The organism is Acidovorax sp. SUPP1855 (assembly GCF_030158955.1).
In the GTDB taxonomy this organism is placed as follows: domain Bacteria; phylum Pseudomonadota; class Gammaproteobacteria; order Burkholderiales; family Burkholderiaceae_C; genus Paracidovorax.
This window is the reverse complement of record NZ_BQXI01000015.1, coordinates 86,420-105,271: the sequence shown is the minus strand read 5'-3', so window position 1 is coordinate 105,271 and position 18,852 is coordinate 86,420. Positions and strand designations below refer to the sequence as shown.

Below are 18,852 nucleotides of genomic sequence, written 5' to 3'. Positions count from 1 at the left end.
CGCCGGCGAACCTTAAGCTTTCCGTTGACCAAAACAACGGAGACGCTTTCATGGACCTGAACCGCCGAGACCTTTTGATGACCTCTTCCGCCACCGTGGGCGGCGCCCTGGCCGCAGGCTGCGCCAGCGTGACCGCCACCCCGTCCCAGCCCGCGCCGTTTTCGCTGAGCGTGCCGGCCGTGCCCATCGCCGGCAGCCGCGAAGTCTTTCCGGTGCACCGCATTTACTGCATCGGCCGCAACTACGCGGCCCATGCGCGCGAGATGGGGTCCGACCCCACGCGCGAGCCGCCGTTCTTCTTCCAAAAGCCCAACGACGCGGTGCAGTTCGTGCCGCCGGGCACCACGGTGGACCACCCCTACCCCGCCCTCACCCGCAACTACCACTACGAGGTGGAGCTGGTGGCCGCCCTGCATAGCGGCGGACGCAACATCGCGCCGGAGCAGGCGCTGCAGCACGTGTACGGCTATGCCGTGGGCCTGGACATGACGCGCCGCGACCTGCAAAGCGACATGAAGGACCAGAAGAAGCCCTGGGAGATCGGCAAGAGCTTCGACCTGTCGGCCCCCATCGGCCCCATCCACCGCACGGCCCAGACCGGCCACTTTCCCAAGGGCGCCATCACGCTGTCGGTGAACGGCACGGTCAAGCAGAGCGCCGACCTGGCGCAGATGATCTGGAGCGTGGCCGAGCAGATCAGCAACCTGTCGCAGGCGTTCGAGCTCAAGGCCGGCGACCTGATCTACAGCGGCACGCCCGAGAACGTGGGCGCCGTGGTGCGCGGGGACCTCATGGTGGCGCACATCGACGGCCTGCCGGACCTCTCGCTGCGCGTGGTCTGAGCCGGGCCGCATCGGCGCCGAGAAGGCGTTGGCAGGCCGGCCGGCGTGGCGGTGGCACACTGCCCCGCCATGACCTCCCCTTCTGCTCCTGAGCACCGCCGTGGGTGCGCGGCACGCGCCGTCGCTGCCCTCATGGCGCATGCCGCCTTCCGGTCCCGCTGGCTGGTCCTGCCGCTGCTGGGCCTGGCCGCCGGGCTGACCCAGGCGGCGGGCCTGCGCATGATCGAGGTGCCCGCCGATGCCCAGGGCCCGGCATTGCGCGGCGCGATCTGGACGCCCTGCGCCACGCCGCCGGGGCCCGTCGGCATCGGCCCGCTCACCCTGGAGGCGGTGCGCGACTGCCCCGTGCAGGGTGCACCGCTGCCGCTGGTCATCGTCTCGCATGGCTCGGGCGGCACCGCCTTCAGCCACCACGACACGGCCGCGGCGCTGGCCGATGCGGGCTTTGCCGTCGCGGCCATCAGCCACCCGGGCGACAACGCGCAGGACCTGAGCCGCCAGGGCCAGCTTTCCGCGTTCGCCACACGGCCGGCCGACATGCGGCGGCTCACCGACTACCTGCTGGGCACCTGGCCCGGCCATGCGGAGCTGGCCCCCGGGCGCATCGGCTTCTTCGGGTTCTCGCGCGGCGGCACCACGGGGCTCGTGGCCCTGGGCGCGGTGCCGGACTTCACCCAGCGCCCCGAGCTGTGCCCGGCCGGCTCGCCCATCCCGCTGTGCACCGAGATCCGCAACCGCTCCTGGCCCGCGGTGCCCGCGCCGGACCCGCGCATCCGCGCCGCGGTGATCGCCGACCCACTGAACTTCTTCACCCCCGAGACACTGCAGGCCGTGAAGGCCCCCGTGCAGCTGTGGGCCTCCGCGCTGGGCGGCGATGGCGTCACGCCCGGCAGCGTCGAGGCCCTGCGCCACGCGCTGCCGGCTACCCCCGAATGGCATGGGGTGCCTCAGGCGGGGCACTTCGCGTTCCTCGCGCCCTGCTCCGCCGCCCTGGCCGAGCGGCTGCCCGCCCTTTGCCGCGATGCGCCCGGCTTCGACCGCATCGCCTTCCATGCGGCGTTCCACCGCGAGGTGATCGCGTTCCTGCGCCAGCAGTTGGCGCCGGCCGGAGCCGGCGGTCCTTCCGCACGTTAAAGGCCGGCGGGCTCGCGCCCAGTGCCCATGGGACAATCGCGCGCTGTCTTTGGTCGTTTTTTCCTTGGAACGGGCCCGTCCGGCCCTCAAGTCCCCATGCCTGCCAGCCCCCGCACCTTCACGCTCAGCGATTTCGACTTCACGCTGCCCCCGCAGCTCATTGCCCAACACCCCGCCCCCGAACGCAGCGCCTCGCGCCTGCTGGACGGCCGCAGCACCGAGCCGGCCGACCGGGTCTTTCGCGACCTGCCCGGGCTGCTGCGCGCGGGCGACCTGCTGGTGTTCAACGACACGCGCGTGGTCAAGGCCCGCGTGTTCGGCGAGAAGGCCAGCGGCGGCAAGCTGGAACTGCTGATCGAGCGCGTGCTGACCGGCAACGAGGTGGTGGCGCACATGAAGGTGAGCAAGAAGCCCCTGCCCGGCGCCGTGGTGCATCTGGCGGGCGGATTGGCCGGTGGCGGCTTCGACGCCACGCTGCTGTCGCGCTGGCCCGAGGACGACGGCCCGCTGTTTCGCTTCGCGCTGCAGGGCCCCGCAGGCGAGACGCCCTACGACCTGATGGAGCGGCACGGCCACCTGCCGCTGCCACCCTACATCGAGCGGCACCAGGAGGGCGGCGAGGACCCCGATGCCGCCGAGGACGCACAGCGCTACCAGACCGTCTTCGCCCGGGCCCCCGGCGCGGTGGCAGCCCCCACGGCGGCGCTGCACTTCGATGCGGGTGTGCTGGCCGACCTGGAGGCCCGCGGCGTGGAGCGCGCCAGCGTCACGCTGCACGTGGGCGCCGGCACCTTCCAGCCCGTCAAGACCGAGAACCTGGCCGAGCACCAGATGCACAGCGAGTGGTACGAAGTGCCCCTGGCCACGCTGGCCGCGCTGGAGCGCTGCCGCCAGCGCGGGGGCCGCGTGGTGGCGGTGGGCACGACGACCGTGCGCACGCTCGAATCGTGGGCCCTGAGCGGCCAGGCCACGGGCGACACGCGCATCTTCATCACGCCCGGCTTCGGCTTCCGGGTGGTGGACGTGCTGGTCACCAACTTCCACCTGCCCAAGAGCACGCTGATGATGCTGGTGAGCGCCTTCGCGGGCTACGAGCACGTGATGGGCCTGTACCGCCACGCCATCGCGCAGGGGTACCGCTTCTTCAGCTACGGCGACGCCATGCTGCTGCAGCGCCCGCAGCCGGCGCACTGAACGCGGGCCGCCCGCGCCGTGACGAACCGCGCCGAGACGCCGCCCCCGCCGCCGCCGCCGCCGCTGCACGCCCTGCGCAGCCGCGGCGCGGCCGTCGCGGGCATCGGCCTCACCGTGGGCGCCTGCGCATGCTTCGCGGTGCTGGACGCAACCACCAAATGGGTCAGCGCCGCCGTGCCGCTCTTCATGGCGCTGTGGCTGCGCTACCTGTTCCAGGCGCTGCTGACCACGGTGTTCGTGCTGCAGCGCGAAGGCGTTGCCGTGCTGCGCACCACGCAGCCGCGGTTCCAGGCGCTGCGCGCGGTGCTGTTCGCCGCCACGAGCCTCTTCGGTTTCATCAGCATCCAGCACCTGCCGCTGGCCGAGTTCACCGCCATCGTGGCGGCCACGCCGCTGTGCGTGACGGTGGTGGCGGCGCTGTGGCTGCACCAGCGGGTGAGCGCGCCGCGCTGGGCGCTGGTGGTCCTGGGGCTGGCGGGCACGCTGGCCATCATCCGCCCGGGGGGCGAGGCGTTCACCTGGGCGATGCTCTGGCCGCTGTGCCTGCTGGCCACAGGCACGGGCTACCAGGTCATCAGCAGCAAGATGGCAGGGCACGAGAGCCCTGCCACCACGCAGCTCTACACCGGCTGGCTGGCCGCGGCGCTGGTGTCGGTGGGCGTGCCGTTCGCCTGGACCGCCATCGCGGACCCATGGCTGTGGGCCGGCATGTTCGCCATGGGCCTGTCGAGCGCCGTGGGGCACATGCTGCTACTCCAGGCCTATGCGCGCACGACGCCGGTGACGATCGCGCCGTTCCTCTACAGCCAGATCGGCTTCGCGATGCTCGCCGGCTGGCTGCTGTTCCGCCATGTGCCGGACGCCTGGTCGCTGGCGGGCATCGCGGCCATCGTGCTCAGCGGGGCCGCCAGCGCCTGGCTCACCGTGCGCGAGACGCGCTGAAACGCCGGTTTAAAGGGTTTCGTGGCCGTTGCCTTAGTGCTTATTGCCCTGGATGCTATTTATTTAATAGCAAATCAAAACGCCGCGGCATGCCCGTCCTTGCGCGGGTCCGAGCCCGCGATGTAGATGCCGCCCTCGCGCAGCACGAGCTGGGCGCCGCCGAAGGCGAACACGCCGTGGCCCGACTCCACGGTGACCTCGTGGCCGCGCGCGCGCAGTTCGGCCAGCACGGCGGGATCGAAGCCCGGCTCCACGGCCACGCCCCGACCGCCGGTGACGCGCCAGCGCGGCGCATCGGCGGCGGCCTGCGGGTTCTGGCCGTAGCGCAGCACGCGCAGCGCCATCTGCACGTGGCCCTGCGACTGCATGGGGCCGCCCATGACGCCGAAGGCCATGCGCGGCGTGCCGTCGGCATGCATGGCGAACGCCGGAATGATGGTGTGCGAGGGGCGCTTGCGCGGGCCCACCTCGTTGGCATGGCCCGGCACCAGGCTGAAGCCGTGGCCCCGGTTCTGCAGGCTGATGCCGGTGCCCGGCACCACCACGCCCGACCCGAAGCCCATGTAGTTGGACTGGATGAACGACACCATCATTCCCGAGGCATCGGCGGCCGCCAGGTACACCGTGCCGCCGCGGCGCGGCGCGCCATGGCCCGGATCGCCCGCGCGCGCCGGGTCGATGCGCAGGGCACGCTCGCGCAGGTAGGCCGGGTCCAGCAGGTCGCGCGGCGCCACGCGCATCGCGTCGATGTCGGCGTTGTGCTTGTACAGGTCGGCCAGCGCGAGCTTCATGGCCTCGATGCTGGCATGCACCGTCTCCACGTCGTCCACGGGGCGCGTGCCGATGCCCACGGCGTCGAGCAGCCCCAGCGCGATCAGCGCGGCGATGCCCTGGCCGTTGGGCGGGATTTCATGGACGACCGCATCGCCGAACGGCTGGCTCACCGTGCCCACCCAGTCGGCCTGGTGCGCGGCGAGGTCGTCCTCGGTCATCGCGCCGCCATTCGCCTGCGCATGGGCGGCCATCTGGCGGGCCAGCGTGCCGCGGTAGAAGGCCTCGCCACTGGTGTCGGCGATCAGCTCCAGCGTGCGGGCATGCGCTTCGCTGCGGAAGATTTCGCCAGCGCGCGGCGCCCGCCCGCCGGGCATGAAGCACTCCGCGAAACCCGGCTGCGCACCCAGCCGGTCCGCCCCCAGCGCCCACTGCGTGGCGATGATGGGCGAGACGGGAAAGCCGCCGCGCGCGTATTCGATGGCGGGCTGCGCCAGTTGCGCGAACGGCAGCTTGCCCAGCCGCTTCGACAGCGCGACCCAGGCCGAGACCGCACCGGGCAAGGTCACGGCGTTCCAGCCGGACTCGGGAATGCCGCCGCGCTGGGCGAAGTATTCGGGCGTCCAGGCCGCCGGCGAGCGGCCTGAGGCATTGAGGCCGTGCAGTTCCTTGCCATCCCACACGATGGCGAAGCCATCGCTGCCGATGCCGCAGCCCGTGGGCTCCACCACCGTCAGCGCCATGGCCGTGGCAATGGCCGCGTCCACCGCGTTGCCGCCGGCCATGAGCATGCGCAGTCCGGCCTGGGCGGCCAGGGGCTGCGAGGCGGAAACGATGTTGCGGCCCATCACGGGGCTGCGCTGCGAGGCGTAGGGATGGCCCCAGTCGAGGGCGGTGGCGTTCGGTGGGGGCGTTTGGGTCATGTCGTGTCTCCTTGGGTTGGGAAAGGCGCTCGGGGCGGGCTCATTGTTCCAGGGTGATCTTGCGCTCGCGGATCACGGCGGCCCAGCGTGCGCTGTCGGCCTGCACCATGGCGGCGAACTGCGCGGCCGTGCTGGGCCGGGCCGGCTCGACGCCCAGCTTGGCCAGGCTGGCGATGACGTCCGGGGCCTGCATGGCCTTGGCGAAGGCCTGGTGGATGCGCTCCACCAGCGCGGGCGGCGCGCCGGCCGGCGCGTACACGCCGAACCAGGTCACCGACGAATAGCCGGGCAGACCGGACTCCGCCAGCGTGGGCAGCTCGGGCGCGAGCGCGCTGCGCTGCTGGCTGGTCACGGCCAGGGCCCGCAGGCGGCCGCTCTTCACGTGGGGCATGCCGGTGGGAATCGAGTCGAACAGCACATGCACCTGGCCCGTCGCCAGGTCGGCGATCGACTGGGCCGTGCCCTTGTACGGCACGTGCGTCATCTCGATGCCGGCCTGCGCGCTGAAGGCCGCGGCGTTGAGGTGCACGATGGTGCCGTTGCCGCTGCTGGCGTAGTTGAGCTGGCCGGGGTGCGCCTTGGCGTAGGCGATCAGGTCCGCCACCGATTTGACCGGCAGCGAGGGCGTGACCAGCAGCACGCTGGCGGCGTCCGCCACATGGGCCACGGGCGTGAAGTCCTTGCGCGGGTCGTAGGCCAGGCGCGGCATGAGGTGGGGCGAGATCGCGTGCGTGCTGCTGGTGGTCAGCAGTAGCGTGTAGCCGTCGGCCGGGGCCTTGGCGGCCTCGGCCGCGCCGATGGTGCCGCCCGCGCCGGGCCGGTTGTCCACCACCATCTGCTGGCCCAGGTCCTGCGACACGCGCTGCGTGACCACGCGCGCCACCAGATCGGTCGCCCCGCTGGCCGGAAACGGCACGATCACGCGCACGGGGTGGCTGTGCCAGGCCTGCGCAGAGACCCCGCCGGCCATCGCGGCGAGCGACAACGCAACGAGCAGGCAGCGGGTGAAATTCACGAATCGCATGGAGCACTCCGATCGGGCACGCGGCAAAAGGGGCCATCTTAGGAATCGGTGCGCCCGCTGACCAACAGCAATTCGGCAAAGACCTTTGCCGCAACGGCAAAGCACTCGATACTTTGCACCTTCCCGAGCAAACCCCTTCCAAGCCCCTTCAAAGCCGTTTGCGCCTTTCTCCACCATGCGAGCCCACCTGCTGCAAGACACCGCCCTGCGTTACTTCCTCGAAGTGGCGCAATGCGGATCGCTGACCGAAGCCTCCGCCCGGCTGCACGTGGCCGCATCGGCCCTGAGCCGCCAGATCGCGGGGCTGGAGGCACAGCTGGGCACGCCGCTGTTCGAGCGGCACCCGCGCGGCATGGTGCTGACCGCGGCCGGCGAAATCCTCGCCACGCATGCGCGGCGCACCGGGCTGGACGCCGAGCGCGCGCTGGGCGAGATCGGCGCGCTGCTCGGGCTGCGTGCGGGCCAGGTGCGTCTGGCCACCTCGGATGTGTTCGCCAACGAACTGGTGCCCCGGCTGTGCGTGGCGTTCCAGCGCGAGCATCCGGGCATCCGCTTCACGGTGACGGCGCTGCCCACTGCGCAGGTGCCGGAGGCCGTGCGCACGGGCGTGGCCGACATCGGCCTGTGCTTCAGCCGCGCGCCGCAGCCCGGCATCCAGGTGGCCCACCGCCAGAGCGCGCCCGTGCTGGCCATGCTGCCGCCCGGGCACCCGCTGGCCGGCGCCAGCCGCATCAGCCTGGCGCAGATGGCCCGGTTCCCGCTCGTGCTGCCGCCGCAGGAAACCATCGTGCGCCAGATGATCGACATGGCCTGCAGCCGCCAGGGACTGCAACTGGAGCCCGTGCTGGTCAGCAACCACGCCCGCACCGTGCTGGAGTTCGTGGCGCATGGCGGCGGCGTGTCGGTGTCGAGCGAAATCGCCACACGCCATGCCGTGGCCGCAGGCGCCATCGTGGCACGGCCCCTCGGCGACCCGGGCATGGACCTGCGCGACATCGAAGTGCAGACCCTCGCCGGCCGCGCGCTGCCCGTGGCTGCGCAGGCCTTTCTGGAGCGGCTCAAGGCGCAATTGACGGCGCCCTGAAAGCCGTTCAGATCAGCGGTGGGCCATCCGGTGCTGCAGCGCCTTCAGCACGGCGCTGTCGAGCGGCCCCCGATGCACACTGTGCAGGGCGTCGTTCAGGAGTTCCCAGGTTGCCCCTTTTCCAGACTGATCGGCCGTCTTCACATGGAATGCGTCCAGCCCGTCGAATTCGACGGTGCGGCATGCCTCGGCCGTGATCGGCACCTTGGTGTGCAAATGCACGTAGAGCGCGGGCGCCGGCCGGCCGTCAGCGAGCGTTCCCGTATCGAGCTTCACCTCGAAAAGGGTTCCATGGCGGTCGTCGGGATCGCCCTGCGAGCGCTGTTTGCGCGGCGCGCCGATGCGCAGCATGCCGCCATCCGCCGCCACGCCCTGTTGCAGCAAGTGCGAGACATGCTTGAGCTCGGGATACGGAAAGGTCTTGATCAGGTCCGCCCCCATGGCGTGAACGGATCGGTGCATGGCATCGATGGCTTCGATGCGCTGGTCCAGGGCCTGAAGGGTGTCCAGGACCAGCGTCGACCCCTCCGCGCCGGCCTCCGCCAATTGCTGGCGCCGGACCTTCCACTGGCCTGGATCGCCGAACCATCCATCGAGCGTGAACCGGATCTGGCGCGCCAGGTTCAGCGGATCGTTGTTCTGCCCGATGGCTGCACCGATCGTCACGGTGTCCTTGCGAAGGGACGCACCCAACGCCAGCACGTCGCCGGGCTCCCGCAGCCTGCCGGCCTTGGGAGCCGGGAACGCTTTGAGGCGCTCTTGCGCCAGTTCCAGCACGACGGTCTGGCGAAGGGACAGCGCGACGGCTGCCGGGCCGCCGATGCCGTCCGGCGGCACATGCCCACCTGCCGGGGCCTTGCGGGCCTTGCCGGCATGGGAGCGCCTGGGCGCCGGCGTGGAAGGGGATGCGGCTAAATCGTCCGGCCCCGGTGCCATCGGTGCTTCGTCGTCGGGCGGCGCCCAGTTGGACGGACGCGTGGGCACCCCCAGGTAGGTGGTGCCTTCCAGCCGGTTCGCGGTGGCAACGGACACCTTGTGCCCATCGAGCACGGCATCGCATTCCTGGGCCAGGGCCCCGATGGATTTCGCCAAACGCTTGGCGAAATCCAGGGCGACCGCCTGCGAGGCGCCCGCTTCGGTATCGAAATGGCGGCTCGCCAGCAAGATGAACGCCTGCGCGTGCCCCCGCAAACGCAACGCACCGTTTTGCATGCGTCCCGCGTGGCCCGCCATGTCTGCCCGCATGGGCATGCGCGCGTCCTGCAGCAGATCGGCGGCCTTGCGCAGGTGCACGACATCGCCGACAAACTCTTTCTGCAGTTTCAGAGTCTGCTCGGTCACGCTGTCGGCAGCATCGGCTTGCGCCAGCATCATGACGCCCAGCATCACGCGATCCACGTGCGACTCAATGGCGATGAGCCGTGCCTTGGCAGCGCCCATCACCGCCGCCTTGAGCGTCGTGGCAGCGTCGGGCGTCGATTCGAACGTTTCCCGCTTTCCGAGCGAATCGATGGTGTCCGCCAGGGCCTTGCCCAAAGGCTCCAGCTCTTTGAGTTGCGCATCTGCTTTTTCGACATAGCCGGCCCAGGCCGCCTGGTAGCTTGCCGCGTCGGGGTGGTACAGCAGCTCTTGCGCCAATTGGTCGACGCCCGATTTCGGCGTGGTCATGACCATGCGGTAGGCGGACATCGTCCGCTGCTGCTCGATGAACACCGGAATTCGTGGGCCCGCGTGGTGCCGTTGGCCCATCGTCAGTTTTCCCAGCGCCTCCATGGCGAGCTGGGCTTGCTCGAAAGCGGGGGACGATGCCCTGCGCGTCAATGCAGCGTCACGCTCCAGCGACAAGCGCCCCATGAACGTCTGGTACCGATTCAGATGGGGAATCGCCTCGTCGATGGTCGTGGCCGCCGACCGGGCCGCAGGCGACGGGCGCGCCAAAGCCGCTCCCAAGACGTCGGGCCGCGGCGGAACGTTGGCCCGTGGGCGCTGTGCTGTGGCGCTGGCAGCGTCACCAGCCTGCGCCCCGCCACGCGGGCGCAACGTATCCGAAGGCCCACCCTGATGCACCGTGCTGCCACGCTGCCGCCCCGCTGATGACCTGGCCGGGGGAGCCGCATCCTGCGACGATGGCGTCGTTGCAGGACGCGCGGGTGTCCCTGCGGTACGGCCGCGATGGTTGACATTTCCCGATGGCATGGAAAACCTTGACGAAGTAAATCTGCAGCCTGAAGGATGGCTGCGGTACTGCGGAAAGACTCTCAAAACCCGAAGCAGCTCAGGGGCTGGCGAAGCCCCCTTTTTTGCATAGCGTGGGGGCCCGCCCAGCCCTCACGCCGTGGCTACTTCTCGGCGTGCTGCTGGCGAAACTCCCGCGCTTTCCCGAAGTGCCCGCACCCGATGAACGGCACGGGCGGGCGCAGCGCGGACAGCGGCGAAGGGTGGTTGGCCGTGAGCACCAGGTGGCCCCGGTCGCCCGGAATCCACACGCGCTTGGACTGGGCGTGCGAGCCCCACAGCATGAACACCACCGGCCGCTCGCCCTCGGCCACATGGCGGATCACCGCGTCGGTGAGCTCCTCCCAGCCCTTGCCGGAATGGCTGGCGGCCTGGCCTTCTTCGACGGTCAGGCAGGTGTTGAGCAGCAGCACGCCATTTTTGGCCCACTTGGCCAGGCTGCCGCCCGGCTCGGGCCAGGCGGGAAAGGGGGTGCCCAGGTCGCGCTGCATCTCCTTGAAGATGTTGCGCAGCGAAGGCGGCAGCTGCACGCCGGGCGCCACCGAAAACGCGAGGCCCTCGGCCTGCCCGCGGCCGTGGTACGGGTCCTGCCCGAGGATGACCACGCGCACCTGATCGGGCGGGGTCAGCTCCAGCGCGCGCAGCGGCCGGGGCGGGAAGATGGCGGCGCCATCCGCCAGCCTTGCCTTCAGAAACGCCAGCAGCGCCTGCCCCCGCGCACCGGCGAAAAAGGCATCCACCAGGGGCTGCCATCCGGGCGCCACGGGCCAGTCGGCAGGATCGGCGCTGTGCAGCTGGGTGGACGGCGCCACGGAATCATTCATGCTCAAAACAGCCTCCAGCACAATAATATCTAGGGCATATCGCTATTAATTTAATAGCACCCAGCAAGCCGGTGTCAGGCGAACAGCTTGGCCAGGGCCTCGCCGGGTTCCGGCGCCCGCATGAAGGCCTCGCCGACCAGGAAGGCGTTCACGCCCGCATCGCGCATCTGCCGCACGTCGGCGGGCGAGAGAATGCCCGACTCGGTCACCAGCAGGCGGTCGGCCGGCACGTTCTTTTGCAGCGCCAGGGTGGTCGAGAGCGACACCTCGAACGTGCGCAGGTTGCGGTTGTTGATGCCGACCAGCGGCGTTTTCAGGCGCAGCGCCCGGTCCAGCTCGGCGCCGTCGTGCATCTCCACCAGCACCGCCATGTCCAGGCTGCGGGCGATGGCCTCGAAATCGGCCATCTGCGCATCGTCCAGGCAGGCCACGATCAGCAGGATGGCATCGGCCCCCATGGCCCGCGATTCATAGATCTGGTAGGCGTCCACCATGAAATCCTTGCGCAGCACGGGCAGCTGGCAGCTGGCGCGCGCCTGCTTCAGGTAGTCGGGCTGGCCCTGGAAGAACTGCCGGTCGGTCAGCACCGACAGGCACGCCGCACTCACCTTGCCGTCGCCCTCGGCATAGCTCTGGGCGATGTCGGCGGGAATGAAATCCGCGCGCAGCACGCCTTTGGACGGGCTGGCCTTCTTGACCTCGGCGATCACCGCCGCCTGGCCCTTGGCTATTTTTGCGCGCAGCGCCCCTTCGAAGTCGCGCGTGAGCACGCGGCTTTCCGCGTCCGCACGAATGGCGGCCAGGGGCGCTTTCTTTTGCGCCGCCGCGATTTCTTCGCGCTTGACGGCAATGATCTTGTTCAGGATGTCGGACATGGAAGGCAATCAGGGAATGGAAAATAGGGTCAACGCATCGGGCGCAGCGGCTCGCCAGAGCGACGAATGTGAAGGCGCTCGGCCAGCATGTCAACGCAACGATCCAGCTGTTGCAATTGTTGATTCCAGGCCGCCTGGCGCACGGCAGAAAACGTAACAGAGGTCAGTTGCGCCACCGGGCCGCGCCGCACATGGCGCAACTCCAGCACAAAGCAGGTGCCGTGCGCGGCGCTGCTTCCGACGTAGCAGCCCAGGCTGTGCTCCGTGGCATTCAAAACGATGGGAAGCTGATGGCCCTGCCCCACCGCCATGATGCGCAACTGTTCGAAGTCCACACACCAGCCGCGCCACCGACGCTCCTGGCGAGCCAGTACCCAGATGGCTGCAGCAGCCAGCACGCCGGTGACTACCGCCACCCCCCAGGAAATCGGTGGCGCGTCCAGACCGGGAACCTGCATGGCCTTCCAGCCCAGAAACAGCGCAACAGGGCCCAGCATGGCGGCATACGCCCATGGGCCGCGCGGCGGGTTCAAGGCCTCGGGCAACAACAAGCGCTGCACTTGCGGCAGGGCCAGCGCCAGTGCTTCGACGCTGTGGAGCGGGCCATGCTCCACCCGAGGCGGCTTCGTGAGGTCCTGCGTCATGGCATGGCGAAGTTGCATCGACCCGCGCGCATCAGCGCGCCGAGCAAAGTGCAGGCATCGTCCACCGCGCGCGCCTCGGCCACGCCCGGTGGGCTGCGGTCTTCGGGAATGCCGCGACAAAGCGCGGCATCGACCTCGGGAGGCCGAGGGCGCCGAAGTTGGCGCGGCAGCACCACAACATGGGGGGGCAATGCCTCAGGCCGCCAGCGCATGGGTGCGCGCGACGAGTTGCTCCAGCTTGGCAAGGGCGGCGCCGCTGGCAATGGCGGCGCGGGCGCGGACGATGCCGTCCGCGATCGAGTCGGCCACGTTGGCGGCATACAGCGCCGCGCCGGCATTCAGGCAGACGATGTCCTGGGCCGGGCCGGGCTGGCCGCGCAGCACGCCCAGCAGCACCTCGCGCGACTGCTCGGGGGTGTCCACCTTCAGGGTCCGGTTGCTGGCCATGGCCAGGCCGAAGTCTTCGGGGTGGATTTCGTACTCGGTGATCTCGCCCTTTTTCAGCTCGCCCACCAGCGTGGCCGCGCCCAGGCTGACCTCGTCCATGCCGTCGCGGCCATAGACCACCACGGCATGCTCGGCGCCCAGCCGCTGCAGCGCGCGCACCTGGATGCCCACCAGGTCGGGGTGGAACACCCCCATGAGGATGTTGGGCGCGCCCGCCGGGTTGGTGAGCGGCCCGAGGATGTTGAACAGGGTGCGCACGCCCATTTCCTTGCGCACCGGCGCCACGTTCTTCATGGCGGGGTGGTGGTTGGGCGCGAACATGAAGCCGATGCCGACCTCGGCGATGCAGCGCGCGATGGCCTCGGGCGGCAGGTTGATGTGCACGCCCAGCGACTCCATCACGTCGGCGCTGCCGCTCTTGCTGGAGACGCCGCGCCCGCCGTGCTTGGCGGTCTTGGCGCCGGCAGCGGCGGCCACGAACATCGCGCAGGTGGAGATGTTGAAGGTGTTGGCGCCGTCGCCGCCCGTGCCCACGATGTCCACCATGTGCGTGGTGTCCGGCACGTGGACCTTGTTGGAGAACTCGCGCATGACCTGCGCGGCGGCGGCGATCTCGCCGATGGTTTCCTTCTTGACGCGCAGGCCGGTCACGATGGCCGCCGTCATCACGGGCGACAGTTCGCCGCGCATGATGAGGCGCATCAGGTGCAGCATCTCGTCGTGGAAGATTTCGCGGTGCTCGATGGTGCGCTGCAGCGCTTCCTGGGGGGTAATGGACATTCCGTTTCCTCGAATGAAGCTCAGGCGCCGGGACGCTCGGAGAGCGCAAGCCGGATGCCGAAACCGATGAACATCGCACCGGCCACGCGGTCCAGCCAATGCATGCCTCGCTGGATCGCACCCTGGCGGCGGGCCATCCAGGCCGCCGCCAGCGCCCAGCCGGCGTTGACCGGAATGGCGTTGATGTTGAACAGCACGCCCAGCAGCACGAAGGCCCAGGCCTTGTTCTCGGTGCCCGGCGCGATGAACTGGGGCACGAAGGCCAGAAAGAAGATGGCCACCTTGGGGTTGAGCACGTTGGTCCAGAACCCGCCCAGGAACACCTTCTTCAGCGAAGCTGGCGCCGAGGGAGCAGCGCGCGCGGCGGCCAGATCGGCGCCACCGGCCGCATTGGCAGGGGCCTTGGCCCACAGCATGCGAACGCCCATCCACAGCAGGTAGGCGGCCCCCACCCATTTGAGCGCCGTGAAGGCCGTGGCCGACGCGGCCAGCAACGCCCCCACGCCCACGGCCGCCGCGGCGATGTGCACGAAGCACCCGGCCGTGATCCCGAAGCCCGCGACGAGCCCGGCGCGCACGCCGGATTTCAGCGCGTTCGTGACGATGTAGAGCACGTCCGGCCCGGGCGTGAGGTTGAGCAGCCATCCGGCCGCGATGAACAGGAGCAGCTGGTGCGTCTCGATCATGGCCGCGCCTGCAGGAAGTTGCGCAGCATGGCGTGGCCGTGCTCGGTGAGGATGCTTTCCGGGTGGAACTGCACGCCTTCGATGTCCAGCGTCTTGTGGCGTACGCCCATGATCTCGCCGTCATCGGTCCAGGCGGTCACCTCCAGCACGTCCGGGCAGGTGGCCCGCTCGATGGACAGCGAGTGGTAGCGGTTCACCGTGAACTGCTCGGGCAGGCCGGCGAACACGCCTTGTTGGGTGGTGGTGATCACGCTGGTCTTGCCGTGCATCAGTTCCTGGGCCCGCACGATGGTCCCGCCGAATGCGGCCCCGATGGCCTGGTGGCCCAGGCACACGCCCAGGATGGGCAGCTTGCCGGCGAAGTGGTGGATGGCGGCCACCGAGATGCCGGCTTCGGCCGGCGAGCACGGCCCGGGGGAGATGACGAGCCGGTCGGGCGCCCGTGCGGCGATGCCCTCCAGCGTGATCTCGTCGTTGCGGTACACCTCGACCTCGGCACCCAGCTCTCCGAAGTACTGGACGATGTTGTAGGTGAAGCTGTCGTAGTTGTCGACCATCAGCAGCATGGCTTTGACCTCTTGAATGCTTGGGGGGCCGGGCCCGGCCCCCGTTGAGAAATGCACCCCCGTCACACGGCGCAGCCCGGTCCGGGCGGGTCCGCGGCTGCCGAGGCAGCGGGGGGAGACTTTTTTGGGATGCGCGCCCGTGCGGGCGCACCAGGGGTGTCAGTTCGCAGGCTTGCGCCAACGAAGGGGGAAGGGTGCCGCCAGGCAAGGACGCGGATGAGGCATGGCGGCGATTATCACCTGCCTGCCCGCCCCGCCGTGCAAAGGACGGATTCGCGGGGCGCCGGCCCCTGCGCAGCCCCTCAGCCTCCCTCAACGAGCCCTCCGGCGCGCCGCTCTCACGCGCCACGCCGGTGCCCGCCGCACTTCGCATGGCCGCAATCCGCATCGCATACAAAGCGTTTACATACGCTTGCCACGCGGAAAGTCGGAACCTCCGCGTTGGGTCCTGCAACCGCCCCCTTTCCGTTCCGAAAAGGCCGATTGCCGTCCAGTGCATTTCTTCATCAACTGCAAGGGGTCAATCCATGGGTGCGATAAAAAACGCGTTCAAGTCAATCGCGAAGGGCATTGAAAAAGCCGTTCAGGGCGTAGGGCAAATCGCCAAAGGCCTGGTCACGCTCGATCTGAAAGGGGCGGCGGCCGGTCTCAAGAAGCTGGGAGAGGCGGGCGGAGACATCGCCCGCGGCGCCATCAACCTCACGCCGGCCGCATTGGCGGCCAATACCTTACTGGACGGGGCGCTCGACAAGGTGCTCAAGAAGGTGCAGAGCGTCGCCCAGAAGGTGGTGGACACCGCCGTGGACAGCGTCGAGGGTGGCCTCACCAGCATCAAGAAGGGCGCCGTGGGCCTGGCCAAGGGCATTGCCAAAGGCAACCTGTCTCAAGCCCTGAACGGCATCAAGGACCTGGCGCTGGGCGCCATGGAAACCGCCTCCAATTTCGGGCCTGGCGGCATCGCCAAGAACGTGGCGCGCCTGGCGGTGGACTCCACCATCGACCTGGCCACGCAGGAGGTCACCAAGGCCGCGTCCAAGGTGCTGGACCCCAACGGCACATCGCTGCTGGGTGGCCTGGCCGTGGACACGATCGGTGCAGCCACCAGCGGCGGCCTGAGTTCCTCGCGCGCGGGCCGTTTCGCCGATGGCGAGAGCTTCCGCAAGGGCGCCAACGACCTGCCCGACACCCGTTCGACCGGCCTGCGCCAGAACGGGGACGACCTGTCCGGCATGTCCCCGACGGGCTTCCGCCAGGGCGCGCGCGACGCCGCCGAAACCGCGGCCCGCGATGCGGTCGATACGGTCGTCCAGAGCACCATCGACAAGCTGATGCTCAGCCTGCAGCAGACGCTGGACCCCAACAACGACTCGAACGCGGTCGGCACCGGCACGAACCTGGTCGGCGGTGCATTGCAGGACGCCGCCAGCACGGCCGTGCAGACCCGCGGCCGCCGCGGCACGGATGGCTCGCGCCATGCACAGGGCCCGGACGAAGTGCCGCCGCAGACCCGCCGCGAGGCCGTCAAGGAATCGGTGCAGAACTCGGTGCACAACGCCGTCGACATGGCCATCCAGGCCGCGGTGCAAGCCGCCCTGTACACGCTGCTGCCCAAGCTGGGGCTCGACCAGAACAGCGCGCTGGCAGCGCTCGGCCAGGGCGTGCTCGAGGACACGCTGTCCAACGTGAGCAGCCCGCGCAATGCGACGGGCCTGAAGTCGGGCAGCCGTCAGGTGGCCTCGGACCTCAAGCAAGGCCTGCAGAACTCCATCCAGGAAAAGCTGCTCGGCGTGGCGGACCAGGCCATCCAGGGCATCGTCGACCAGGTCATGGCCAAGGGCCTTCAGGGCCTGCAACCGACGGGCGGCGCATCGTCGCCGAGCGCGGGCGGCGTGGGCAGCCAGCTGGGCTCGGACCTGCGTGCCGGCATCCAGGACCGCATCCAGTCCGTGGTGAAGGACGTGATCAGCGGCGTGATGCAGTCGGTGATCGACACCGCCAACCAGGGCGTGGCCGCCGGCCTGTCCCTCGGCAAGGGCCTGCCGCAGTTGCCACAGCTGCCACAGCTGCCCACCAGCGCGAACGAAACCCGCGTTTCGATCGACATGCACATGCACATCCGCGCCTGACGCGGACGCTTCTTCCTCACTTCTTTTGAAAGGCAATGACCATGGACGACTCCAATGTTCACGAAGATCCCATCGCCGCCTTGGCCGTCTCCCTGGTCAACGCCATCCGCGAGAACCAGTTGGACGAAGCGGAAACCATGCTGGAGGAGCTGAATGCGCTCAGCCCGGACACCGAGGAGTACCTGATCTTTCCGGTGCTCATCGCGATCCAGCGGGGCTACACGCAGGAGGCCCTTCAGTACCTGAACACGCTGGGCGAGGACACCGCCCCGGAACTCAAGGCCCTGTGCCTGAACATCCTGGGCGATCCCACCTGGCACTACCACGCGCAAAGCTGCCTGGAAAGCGGCGACGAGCACGTGCGCAAATCCATGCGCGAGCTGCTCCAGCTGGAACCCGAGATCGCTGGCGATCTCGCATAGGACCGCCGCCATGCTGAAGCTCACTCCCCAGGCCGACCTGGGCGTGTTCTACGACGCGGATTCAGCCCGCTACGCGGCGGGCTGCGCCCAGGACTACACGCAGACGGTCACCCGCGACGCCTTCGCCGCGTTCTACGCCGAATGCCCATCCATCGGATTCGAGTCCGATGGCGCGCCGATCGGCGGCATCCTGTTCGATGGAGAACAGGCCCACATCGCGGTGCTGCCGCGCTACCACGGCCTCTGGGCCCTGCTGCTCAAGCCGGCACTGCAGTGGCTTTTTTCGCTGAAAGCCGACATTCTGGTCGCGGTGGAGAACGACAACCACCGCTGCCTGCGCTTCATGGAGCGCCATGGCTGGCAGCGGATCGAGGCCCGCGGCGACGACATCATCTACCGCATCACGCCGCAGGGCGGCCTGCGCAAGACCGAGTACCCGCGCCCCCACCGCAACGGCGCGCCGGCCGCGCGTGCGGCGGGCCCCGCCTTCTTCGGATCATCGCCATGCCTTCACCCTCAATGAGCGCCGCCGAGCGGCAGCCGCCCCAGGCCTGGGGCGCCGGCGCGCACCGGATCGTTCCCCATGACGGCGCGGGCGTTCGCCTGCGGCTCGTGTCCATGGTCCAGCCGCCCATTCTTCTGGACGACGGGTTTCCCCGCTCTTCCGGGCTCTGGGTGTCCAGCAACCTGTTGCTGCCCGGTTGCGAAAGCGCTTTGACGCAGCGGCACATGGCCGTGCAGGGCCTGCTGGTGCGGCTGGAAGCGCTGGCAGGCCAGGAGGGGCGCGAATTGAACCGCACCCTTCGCCTGTTCTCGGACAACCGGCTTTCGCAGGTGCACGCCAACAGCGCGGACTTCGAGCGCCTGAGCGCTGCGAGCGGCCTTTCGGGCCCGGCCGTGCACCCCGCCTGCGGCGACGCGATCGCGTGCATCGACGAAGAGCGCGAATGGCTGCTGGTCGATGCCCAGAAAGGCTTTCACCCCGGAGGCATGGCCCCTTCGGCAGCACTGATCGCCTCGCTCGTGCGGCTGGCAGAGGTGCCTGTGCATGCACGCCGCCGGCTGGTGGACGCTGGCGACCCCGCGGGCACGATCGAGGCGGCCAGGCCCCTGGTGCTCGAAGCCGCGCGCGCCCTGGTGCAGCAAGGACTGGGCGACACGAAGGTCCAGCTGTCGGCGCAGGCCATCGCATTGGCCGAGCATCTGAGCCCGGCCCACCTGATCCAGTGGCTGCTCACCGATGCGGCGCTGCCGTTCCGCGACCAGGCCTTGCCCGCCTGACCCCCGTGGCCCGGCACCCACCGCATGGGTTCCGGGCCCCAGGGCAGGCTGC

19 protein-coding genes are annotated in these 18,852 nt (G+C 69.5%); 9 read left to right on the top strand and 10 right to left on the bottom strand.

Features of this window, described 5'->3' with window-relative positions; translation table 11 throughout:
* Positions 1–77 precede the first annotated feature (77 nt).
* The 4 genes from AVMA1855_RS14830 to AVMA1855_RS14815 all read left to right on the top strand — a co-directional run bounded on the left by AVMA1855_RS14830 (position 78) and on the right by AVMA1855_RS14815 (position 4,112).
* Entirely contained in the window at positions 78–842 is a 765-nt protein-coding gene (locus AVMA1855_RS14830) for a fumarylacetoacetate hydrolase family protein (protein WP_502870338.1), read from the top strand.
* A 132-nt stretch (positions 843–974) separates the two neighbouring features.
* Positions 975–1,976 carry an alpha/beta hydrolase family protein gene (locus tag AVMA1855_RS14825; RefSeq protein WP_502870339.1) on the top strand — a complete coding sequence of 334 codons (1,002 nt, stop codon included), beginning with the start codon at positions 975–977 and terminating at the stop codon, positions 1,974–1,976.
* A gap of 96 nt (positions 1,977–2,072) precedes the next feature.
* Positions 2,073–3,170: a tRNA preQ1(34) S-adenosylmethionine ribosyltransferase-isomerase QueA gene (queA, locus tag AVMA1855_RS14820; protein ID WP_284426284.1), complete on the top strand. Its 1,098-nt coding sequence runs from the start codon at positions 2,073–2,075 to the stop codon at positions 3,168–3,170.
* Positions 3,171–3,233: 63 nt separating this feature from the next.
* Complete coding sequence (locus tag AVMA1855_RS14815; RefSeq protein WP_284426300.1) at positions 3,234–4,112, top strand: DMT family transporter; 879 nt, start codon at positions 3,234–3,236, stop codon at positions 4,110–4,112.
* 74 nt (positions 4,113–4,186) lie between these two features.
* Here AVMA1855_RS14815 and AVMA1855_RS14810 read toward each other — a convergent pair whose 3' ends face one another.
* Entirely contained in the window at positions 4,187–5,806 is a 1,620-nt protein-coding gene (locus AVMA1855_RS14810) for a gamma-glutamyltransferase family protein (protein ID WP_284426283.1), read from the bottom strand.
* A 40-nt stretch (positions 5,807–5,846) separates the two neighbouring features.
* A complete protein-coding gene (locus AVMA1855_RS14805; RefSeq protein ID WP_284426299.1) occupies positions 5,847–6,776 on the bottom strand; it encodes a Bug family tripartite tricarboxylate transporter substrate binding protein in 930 nt (309 codons plus the stop codon).
* A 229-nt stretch (positions 6,777–7,005) separates the two neighbouring features.
* Here AVMA1855_RS14805 and AVMA1855_RS14800 point away from each other — a divergent pair, with 229 nt between their 5' ends.
* Positions 7,006–7,914, top strand: coding sequence for a LysR family transcriptional regulator (locus AVMA1855_RS14800; RefSeq protein ID WP_284426282.1), 909 nt, complete (start codon positions 7,006–7,008; stop codon positions 7,912–7,914).
* A 12-nt stretch (positions 7,915–7,926) separates the two neighbouring features.
* On the opposite strand, the gene AVMA1855_RS14795 is transcribed toward AVMA1855_RS14800, so the two are convergent.
* The 8 genes from AVMA1855_RS14795 to AVMA1855_RS14760 form a co-directional block, all read right to left on the bottom strand.
* Entirely contained in the window at positions 7,927–9,852 is a 1,926-nt protein-coding gene (locus tag AVMA1855_RS14795; protein WP_284426281.1) for a T3SS effector XopP-like protein, read from the bottom strand.
* A gap of 401 nt (positions 9,853–10,253) precedes the next feature.
* Positions 10,254–10,973 carry a uracil-DNA glycosylase gene (locus AVMA1855_RS14790; RefSeq protein ID WP_284426280.1) on the bottom strand — a complete coding sequence of 240 codons (720 nt, stop codon included), beginning with the start codon at positions 10,971–10,973 and terminating at the stop codon, positions 10,254–10,256.
* 74 nt (positions 10,974–11,047) lie between these two features.
* Positions 11,048–11,848 carry an indole-3-glycerol phosphate synthase TrpC gene (trpC, locus tag AVMA1855_RS14785; RefSeq protein WP_284426279.1) on the bottom strand — a complete coding sequence of 267 codons (801 nt, stop codon included), beginning with the start codon at positions 11,846–11,848 and terminating at the stop codon, positions 11,048–11,050.
* 29 nt (positions 11,849–11,877) lie between these two features.
* On the bottom strand, positions 11,878–12,492 hold the full coding sequence (locus AVMA1855_RS14780) for a hypothetical protein (protein WP_284426278.1): 615 nt from the start codon (positions 12,490–12,492) through the stop codon (positions 11,878–11,880).
* Positions 12,489–12,683, bottom strand: coding sequence for a hypothetical protein (locus AVMA1855_RS14775; RefSeq protein WP_284426277.1), 195 nt, complete (start codon positions 12,681–12,683; stop codon positions 12,489–12,491). The genes AVMA1855_RS14780 and AVMA1855_RS14775 overlap by 4 nt, the downstream gene beginning before the upstream one ends.
* A gap of 4 nt (positions 12,684–12,687) precedes the next feature.
* Entirely contained in the window at positions 12,688–13,719 is a 1,032-nt protein-coding gene (trpD, locus tag AVMA1855_RS14770; RefSeq protein WP_284394214.1) for an anthranilate phosphoribosyltransferase, read from the bottom strand.
* Positions 13,720–13,739: 20 nt separating this feature from the next.
* Positions 13,740–14,405, bottom strand: a complete 666-nt coding sequence (locus tag AVMA1855_RS14765) for a LysE family translocator (protein ID WP_284426276.1) — start codon at positions 14,403–14,405, stop codon at positions 13,740–13,742.
* A complete protein-coding gene (locus AVMA1855_RS14760) occupies positions 14,402–14,971 on the bottom strand; it encodes an aminodeoxychorismate/anthranilate synthase component II (RefSeq protein WP_284394222.1) in 570 nt (189 codons plus the stop codon). The genes AVMA1855_RS14765 and AVMA1855_RS14760 overlap by 4 nt, the downstream gene beginning before the upstream one ends.
* 527 nt (positions 14,972–15,498) lie before the next feature.
* On the opposite strand from AVMA1855_RS14760, the gene AVMA1855_RS14755 reads away from it, so the two are divergent.
* Genes AVMA1855_RS14755 through AVMA1855_RS14740 form a run of 4 tightly spaced genes read left to right on the top strand, consistent with a single transcriptional unit; the run spans position 15,499 to position 18,800 of the window.
* Positions 15,499–17,097 carry a hypothetical protein gene (locus AVMA1855_RS14755; protein ID WP_284426275.1) on the top strand — a complete coding sequence of 533 codons (1,599 nt, stop codon included), beginning with the start codon at positions 15,499–15,501 and terminating at the stop codon, positions 17,095–17,097.
* Between the two features lie 41 nt (positions 17,098–17,138).
* Positions 17,139–17,519 carry an HrpB1 family type III secretion system apparatus protein gene (locus AVMA1855_RS14750; RefSeq protein ID WP_272565598.1) on the top strand — a complete coding sequence of 127 codons (381 nt, stop codon included), beginning with the start codon at positions 17,139–17,141 and terminating at the stop codon, positions 17,517–17,519.
* Positions 17,520–17,529: 10 nt separating this feature from the next.
* Positions 17,530–18,042 carry a GNAT family N-acetyltransferase gene (locus tag AVMA1855_RS14745; protein ID WP_284426274.1) on the top strand — a complete coding sequence of 171 codons (513 nt, stop codon included), beginning with the start codon at positions 17,530–17,532 and terminating at the stop codon, positions 18,040–18,042.
* Positions 18,024–18,800 (top strand): hypothetical protein, encoded by a 777-nt coding sequence (locus AVMA1855_RS14740; RefSeq protein ID WP_284426273.1) that lies wholly within the window; start codon positions 18,024–18,026, stop codon positions 18,798–18,800. The genes AVMA1855_RS14745 and AVMA1855_RS14740 overlap by 19 nt, the downstream gene beginning before the upstream one ends.
* Positions 18,801–18,852: the final 52 nt, after the last annotated feature.

Excerpts from the sequence above, each read along its gene's own strand:
- AVMA1855_RS14830 (WP_502870338.1), top strand. The coding sequence starts at position 78 with ATGACCTCTTCCGCCACCGTGGGCGGCGCCCTGGCCGCAGGCTGCGCC.
- AVMA1855_RS14825 (WP_502870339.1), top strand. The coding sequence starts at position 975 with ATGGCGCATGCCGCCTTCCGGTCCCGCTGGCTGGTCCTGCCGCTGCTG.
- queA (WP_284426284.1), top strand. The coding sequence starts at position 2,073 with ATGCCTGCCAGCCCCCGCACCTTCACGCTCAGCGATTTCGACTTCACG.
- AVMA1855_RS14810 (WP_284426283.1), bottom strand. The coding sequence starts at position 5,806 with ATGACCCAAACGCCCCCACCGAACGCCACCGCCCTCGACTGGGGCCAT.
- AVMA1855_RS14805 (WP_284426299.1), bottom strand. The coding sequence starts at position 6,776 with ATGGCCGGCGGGGTCTCTGCGCAGGCCTGGCACAGCCACCCCGTGCGC.
- AVMA1855_RS14800 (WP_284426282.1), top strand. The coding sequence starts at position 7,006 with ATGCGAGCCCACCTGCTGCAAGACACCGCCCTGCGTTACTTCCTCGAA.
- AVMA1855_RS14790 (WP_284426280.1), bottom strand. The coding sequence starts at position 10,973 with ATGAATGATTCCGTGGCGCCGTCCACCCAGCTGCACAGCGCCGATCCT.
- trpC (WP_284426279.1), bottom strand. The coding sequence starts at position 11,848 with ATGTCCGACATCCTGAACAAGATCATTGCCGTCAAGCGCGAAGAAATC.
- AVMA1855_RS14780 (WP_284426278.1), bottom strand. The coding sequence starts at position 12,492 with ATGACGCAGGACCTCACGAAGCCGCCTCGGGTGGAGCATGGCCCGCTC.
- trpD (WP_284394214.1), bottom strand. The coding sequence starts at position 13,719 with ATGTCCATTACCCCCCAGGAAGCGCTGCAGCGCACCATCGAGCACCGC.
- AVMA1855_RS14765 (WP_284426276.1), bottom strand. The coding sequence starts at position 14,405 with ATGATCGAGACGCACCAGCTGCTCCTGTTCATCGCGGCCGGATGGCTG.
- AVMA1855_RS14760 (WP_284394222.1), bottom strand. The coding sequence starts at position 14,971 with ATGCTGCTGATGGTCGACAACTACGACAGCTTCACCTACAACATCGTC.
- AVMA1855_RS14755 (WP_284426275.1), top strand. The coding sequence starts at position 15,499 with ATGGGTGCGATAAAAAACGCGTTCAAGTCAATCGCGAAGGGCATTGAA.
- AVMA1855_RS14750 (WP_272565598.1), top strand. The coding sequence starts at position 17,139 with ATGGACGACTCCAATGTTCACGAAGATCCCATCGCCGCCTTGGCCGTC.
- AVMA1855_RS14745 (WP_284426274.1), top strand. The coding sequence starts at position 17,530 with ATGCTGAAGCTCACTCCCCAGGCCGACCTGGGCGTGTTCTACGACGCG.
- AVMA1855_RS14740 (WP_284426273.1), top strand. The coding sequence starts at position 18,024 with ATGCCTTCACCCTCAATGAGCGCCGCCGAGCGGCAGCCGCCCCAGGCC.